Consider the following 6,621-nt stretch of genomic DNA (forward strand, 5'->3'; position numbering starts at 1 on the left):
TATTGCGTTATTCAAGCTTTTTTAAACCTTTTTTTTACCCTTTTCTTAACTTTTACTTTAACTCGCTGAAACCGTGAATTTTGAAAGTAAAAGTTTTTTACACAAAACAGCAGCCCAATTGCCGATAAACATCATTTCAATCCAAAATCGCCGATTTCAGTGCGATTGTACGGCTGTCAACTTCCCTCCTTTATTGACTAAAGCTTTAGAAATTCAATCTTTGTTCATGTTTTAGCAGCTCTTCACTAAGCTCTACTCCTTCAAAATAGCCTAACTTGCCTGTATTCAAACAAAAAAACTACTCTGGATCAATAAAATGGTTTTATGCTATACCTTATATAGTAACAAAAATCGCTTTTCCTTTCTATCCTATATATAAGGTAAGATCATATACGTCAAAACAACAAAAAACTCTGGTTTACCGAAACCCGCGTTAGGGATAGCAGCGTAAAGCCCACAGTTCCGTTGAGTCTCAAACTCAATCGGACGAGGACTTGTAGCGAATAGCCCGACTCCTTATATAAAGAGAGGCAACTACCCAATTAGATAATTGCCTCTCTTTATATAAGGTGGAACGCCAAAATGATACTCTAATCGAAACGTATGGATTTGACCGGTAAAATTTTGGCTATTATATAGGAAGGAATTTTACTTCTGATAGGGATACTAAAACATTTGTTTTAGTTCAAAGAAAAAACTAAATATCTACTAGAGTTGTGTTTTTTACTTCGCTAATCATGAATGTACTGTGCGTACTCCCTATATGTTGTAATGTGGTCAATTTTGTAACCAGAAATTCCCTGTAAGCCTCCATGTCCTTTATGACAATTTTCAGAATATAATCGTAATCACCACTCACATGATGACACTCTATAACTTCTTTTAGTTTTATGACTTCACCCTCAAATTTAGCAATAAACTCTTTGGTATGCTGAATCAATTTAAGATGACAGAAAACTACAAAACTCCTATTAACTTTTGAACGATCAATTAAGACGACATATTTATCAATAACACCTTCTCTTTCTAATTTTTTGATACGTTCGTAAACGGCTGTAACGGAAAGATTTAGTTTTAAGGAAAGTTCCTTGGTTGTTTTTTTACTGTCGGTTTGTAATAAAAAAAGCAATTTTTTATCTATTGTATCTAAAGTCATTGTATTAAAATTTGAAATATAATCTATAAAAATCTTGTTTAACAAACAAATTTAGAAAATAAATTTAATAAAATCATTTTTGTTAGATTTAAAATCTAATAATAAACAGTCTGATTGATTATTAATCTTTATTTATTTTATTTTGAAGTAAATTTCTAGATATAACCAGATTACATAATCCAGATGAAACCTTTATTTTTTCTTTAAAAACAAAGAGATAAATGTACAACTGAATTAACTCCTAAATAATCGAATAAATATAAATTATGAAAAATTTCAATCCTGCAGACAACATTCAAGACTTACAGTACTTTGGAGAATTTGGTGGTGTAAATCCATCGATTTCTGACTCATCAACCTATACTTTTCTATCAGCAAAAACCATGTTTGATACTTTTGAAGGCAATATGGAAGGATGTTATTTGTATTCACGCCATTCTTCTCCAAGTAATCTATATTTAGACAAAGCACTTGCTGCCATGGAAGGAACAGAATCAGCCAATGTTTCTGCTTCAGGAATGGGAGCTATTACCCCTACACTATTACAATTATGTGATTCAGGAGATCATATTGTTTCAAGTAGAACCATTTATGGTGGTACGTATGCATTCTTGAAGAATTTTACTCCAAGATTAGGAATCAAAACTACATTTGTTGATATCACCAAATTAGACATTGTGGAAGCTGCAATCACTTCTAAAACAAAAGTTTTATATTGTGAAACCGTAAGCAATCCTTTATTGGAAGTGGCTGACATTGCAGGTCTAGCAAAAATTGCAAAAAAGCACAATTTGAAGTTAGTTGTTGACAATACGTTTTCACCACTATCCGTTTCTCCTGCAACATTAGGAGCTGATATCGTTATTCACAGCTTAACAAAATATATCAATGGGAGCAGTGATACTGTGGGTGGCGTAACATGTGCTTCTCAGGAATTTATCAATGATTTAAAAAATGTAAATAGTGGTGCAAGCATGTTACTTGGTCCAACAATGGATAGTTTACGTTCTGCTAGCGTGATGAAAAACTTACGAACCTTACACATCAGGATGAAACAACATAGTCATAATGCAATGTATTTAGCCGAACGTTTTGAAAAAAACGGACTAAAGACGGTTTATCCGGGCTTAAAAAGTCATCCAAGTCATGAATTGTATGCAACTATGATTAACCCAGAATATGGTTTTGGAGGAATGATGACTTTAGACGTAGGCACTTTGGCAAAAGCCAATGCTTTGATGGAATTAATGCAAGCGAAAAACTTAGGTTATCTTGCAGTAAGTTTAGGGTTTTATAAAACTTTATTTAGCGCACCAGGAACTTCAACATCAAGCGAAATTCCAATGGAAGAGCAAATAGAAATGGGGTTGACTGATGGTTTAATACGATTTTCTATAGGTTTAGATAATGACATCGAAAGAACTTACCAAATGATGAAAGAATGTATGGTTGAATTAAACATTCTTACTGCAGAATCGATTTCTTAGGTATAATTATTTCGTTCATTTATTAAAAAATCCGTTTGAAAGTAATTTTCAAACGGATTTTTCAGTAAAGACAATGTGTATGATAGCCTACGTATTTTCTTTACTTACAACTAAAAATTTGGTTAACTTATTTCAAGATGAGACATATTTCAAAAAAGCCTCTCCATTTGGAAAGGCTTATTCATTAGACAATCACAACGGCATTTATTATTCCATTGTTACAATAATAAACTCACTGCGTCTGTTCACTTGGTGTTCTTCTTCAGTACATTTCACTCCATCAGCACATTTGTTGACCAGTTGACTTTCTCCATATCCTTTTCCGGTTAATCTATCGGATGATATTCCATTTTTAATCAACCATTCGACAGTCGCTTTCGCTCTTCTATCCGATAACTTTTCATTGTACTTATTGGTCTGCCTGCTGTCTGTATGCGAACGTATATCTATTTTCATCTTCGGATTTGATTGCATAACCGATAGGATTTTCTCTAACTCGAATGCAGCATCTTTTCTAATCACTGACTTGTCTAAATCAAAGTAGATAATTGGTATATTCAATGTTTTGGCTAAATCAGTTCCAACTCCTACTTCCTTAATTCGCTTTTCTAACTCTAATGACAACTCTGTTTTACCGGTCCTGTTTCGTATTGAAACTTTTGCTTCTTTAGTTTCGTATGCTAGTTTCTCTGCTCTTACATAATACGTTTTGCCACACACTGCTTCAAAATTATATCTTCCTTTTTCATCACTCGAACTCTCTTTTATAAACTTAAATTCGTCATCAAACAAACTTACTTTCGCATCCGATAATTGTATTCCTGTTTCTTGGTCTGTGATAATTCCGGCCAACATTTGCTCACATGTCAGTTTTCGAAGTTCTGTAAATCTGTAAATATCATCATAACCATTGCCGCCTTCTCTATTTGAGGTAAAAAATCCATTACGATTTTTACTGTTGATTAAAAAAGCAAAATCATCCTGAGGACCATTGATTGGTGACCCTACGTTTTGCACTTCTCCTAAAAAATCTGATTCCCCTATTTTTGAAACAAATATATCTAATCCGCCTAGTCCCGGACGTCCGTCACTGGCAAAATACAATTCATTATCAGTGGCTATAAAAGGAAATGTTTCTCTACCTTCTGTATTAATGGTTTTCCCTAAATTCTTTGGAGTACCATAACTGTCCTCTGAGAGTATTGATACACTAAACAAATCGGATTGTCCTAATGTCCCTGGCATATCTGAGGCAAAGTAAAGGGTTTTCTCATCCAAACTCAAGGCTGGGTGTGCTACACTATATTCATTACTATTAAATGGCAATTCTATTACATTTTCCCATTTTCCAGCCTCCAATGTAGCCTTATATAATTTTAATAAAACTATCCTTTTCGAGCTTTTTTGCTTTTTACCTTCTAGATAATTGTTTCTGGTAAAATACATTGTTTTCCCGTCTTGGGTAAATACTGGAGTCGATTCATGAAATTTAGAGTTGATCTTTTTATCAAAACGCTCTACTTTTCCCATCTCCCCATCTGGTTTTATTGTTGTAAAATACAAATTGGTAAATGATTCGTTATTCCATTTGAATACTTTCTTTGCAACTCCCCCAGTATCTCTTGCCGAGGCAAACACCAAATTATTATTCAAAAAGGAACTTCCATAATCTGAATATTCTGAATTGATTCCAGCATCCGCTACTTCAAAACGACCCGAATTCGCTTTTATGTCCTCCAGATAATTTTTTTGTTCTACATAAAGTTTTCCTCTCTGATCATTTCCCGATCGCTTATTAAACTCTTCCAACATCGTATCGGCTTTGGCATAATTATCTACTGCTTTTAGTGTTTGGGAATAGCGGTAATAATACTCTGGCTCTTGGTCTTGATTCATAGCAAAGAGTTCAGTGTACCATTTCTCTGCTTTGACAAGATCAGCTGTAAAATAATAAGCGTTACCCAGTTTTTGAAACATTTTCTCATCCTTGTATCCTTTTAAGGCTACATGCTCATATGTAGAAATGGCATCTACATACGAATAGTTTTCATACTTTTTATCGGCTGAAGCTACCTTGGCTTTCTGACTATATCCTGACAATGTCAATAGTAGTAATACCGTACTGTAACTATAAAATACATTTCTTATTTTCATAATGCTATGCTGATTTTAGAAGAATCTTGGTGATATTATTTTGGTATATTTATTAAACAATTCATATCGCAAAAAGATCTCATGAGAACCTGAATTGTAATTAGATAATCGCGTGGTTTCTAAGTCATATCCATATCCTATAAACCATGAATCGCTGGCTTGAAATCCTACCATAGCACTTACCGCAGCACTCCATCGGTAGGCTAAACCAGCAACAAACTTATCATTAAACATGAAGTTTGTTGATAAATCTACCTGCAAAGGAGCTCCCTGAACATACTTAGTCAATAAAGAAGGCTTGAATTTTACATTGTAACTTAAATCTAATACATGACCCGCTATTAAATATAAATTAATATTTTCTTTGGCAACATGACTATTGGCCCCTGTAGCAGCATATCGATCAAAATGTTTGGTCTCCAGCAGATATGGTGCCGATAAACCAACATAGGTATTATCCGAATGCAAATAAAATCCAACCCCAATATTTGGAGAAAATTTATTATCAATATTAGTCTGAAAAGCATAATCATTCTGATCGTATTGACTCAGCTTATTAAAGTCTATGTTCAACAAATTTGCCGATGCTTTTAATCCAAAAGATAATTTATAACGATCTGATGTATTGATACTGTATGAAAAATCAATGGCGATATTATTCTCATCAGAAGGACCGATTCTGTCATTTATTATCGATACACCTAAACCTACATTACTCCCATTGATTGGCGTATTCACTGAAGCTGTATTGGTTATTGGTGCTCCATCGAGCCCTACCCATTGGGTTCGATGCATGGCAAAAACACTCATCGCTTCCCTAGAGCCTGCATAACCTGGATTGATATTAATGGTATTGTACATATACTGGGTAAACTGAGCATCTTGTTGTCCGTATCCCGATAGAAATACTAACAGAAAAACAAAACTTACTATCTTTATTCTCATCTCTTTTTTTTTTTTAAATTCTTAAGGATATTTACAGCGTTTTATCTCTGCTTACCTGTTTATATATAAGTAACCCGCTTTCTCCTGTTGTTTATTATCTTGATCTTTGTACTTAAAGATGTAATAGTAAGTTCCTACAGGTAATTCCTCCTTTTGATTGACTGTTATGCGCCCTTCAGATACCCCTACAAAAGCCTTTTCCTCATTATTATATCCGTTTCGTTCAAATACTAAAACACCCCAACGATTATAAATCTCTACTGTATTCTCAGGATAACATTCTAATCCATCAATTCTAAATACATCATTATTACCATCACCATTTGGTGATACAGCATTAAATACTGTTATACTACATGCTGGTGCTACTATTGGCTCATCTTCTAATATCGTAGTAACACTATTAGAGTTACTTTCTACTAAAACTAATTGAGGAGTCAATCCGCTTACCATAGCTTGATTAGTAATTTTTCCAAAATCAATATCCAATTGTGTTATAGTATAAACAGCTGAATAGGCGGTAGTATTAATTTCCGATAAGCCTAATGAAGGAATAGCGCTCCCTGTCATATTCAAACCTGGTAAAGCATCCGTGACAGTTACATTATTTAGAACAGTGTTACCAGTATTAGTGATAACAAAACCATAATTTATGGTCTCACCTACCTGAGCATATCCATCTCCATTCTCGTCCTTAAATACCCCTGTTTTTGAAATACTTATACCTGGCGAATCATCATTATCCTCTATAGTTCCTATTGCACTTACCGCTCCATTGTGGATCGTGAATGTTTCATCCAACTCGTCAATTGTATCTTGGGTCGTTGGTACACTTACCGTTCCTGTAGTCGCCCCTGCTGGCACAATCACTGTAACATC

General features: G+C 34.1%; 5 protein-coding genes. 1 reads left to right on the forward strand and 4 read right to left on the reverse strand.

What is annotated here, in order from left to right; translation table 11 throughout:
- Positions 1–697: 697 nt before the first annotated feature.
- Positions 698–1,156: an Lrp/AsnC family transcriptional regulator gene (locus BMX64_RS15445; protein ID WP_091174453.1), complete on the reverse strand. Its 459-nt coding sequence runs from the start codon at positions 1,154–1,156 to the stop codon at positions 698–700.
- A 266-nt stretch (positions 1,157–1,422) separates the two neighbouring features.
- On the opposite strand from BMX64_RS15445, the gene BMX64_RS15450 reads away from it, so the two are divergent.
- Positions 1,423–2,643 (forward strand): aminotransferase class I/II-fold pyridoxal phosphate-dependent enzyme, encoded by a 1,221-nt coding sequence (locus BMX64_RS15450; RefSeq protein ID WP_091174455.1) that lies wholly within the window; start codon positions 1,423–1,425, stop codon positions 2,641–2,643.
- A gap of 207 nt (positions 2,644–2,850) precedes the next feature.
- Here the strand turns inward: BMX64_RS15450 and BMX64_RS15455 are convergent, their stop codons facing one another.
- The 3 genes from BMX64_RS15455 to BMX64_RS15465 are packed head-to-tail and all read right to left on the reverse strand — an operon-like array spanning position 2,851 to position 6,606.
- Positions 2,851–4,797, reverse strand: coding sequence for an OmpA family protein (locus tag BMX64_RS15455; protein ID WP_091174459.1), 1,947 nt, complete (start codon positions 4,795–4,797; stop codon positions 2,851–2,853).
- A 15-nt stretch (positions 4,798–4,812) separates the two neighbouring features.
- Positions 4,813–5,742, reverse strand: coding sequence for a PorP/SprF family type IX secretion system membrane protein (locus tag BMX64_RS15460; protein ID WP_091174462.1), 930 nt, complete (start codon positions 5,740–5,742; stop codon positions 4,813–4,815).
- Positions 5,743–5,793: 51 nt separating this feature from the next.
- On the reverse strand, positions 5,794–6,606 hold the full coding sequence (locus BMX64_RS15465; protein ID WP_167543080.1) for a T9SS type B sorting domain-containing protein: 813 nt from the start codon (positions 6,604–6,606) through the stop codon (positions 5,794–5,796).
- Positions 6,607–6,621: the final 15 nt, after the last annotated feature.

Source organism: Flavobacterium sinopsychrotolerans (assembly GCF_900110375.1).
Taxonomy (GTDB): Bacteria; Bacteroidota; Bacteroidia; order Flavobacteriales; family Flavobacteriaceae; genus Flavobacterium; species Flavobacterium sinopsychrotolerans.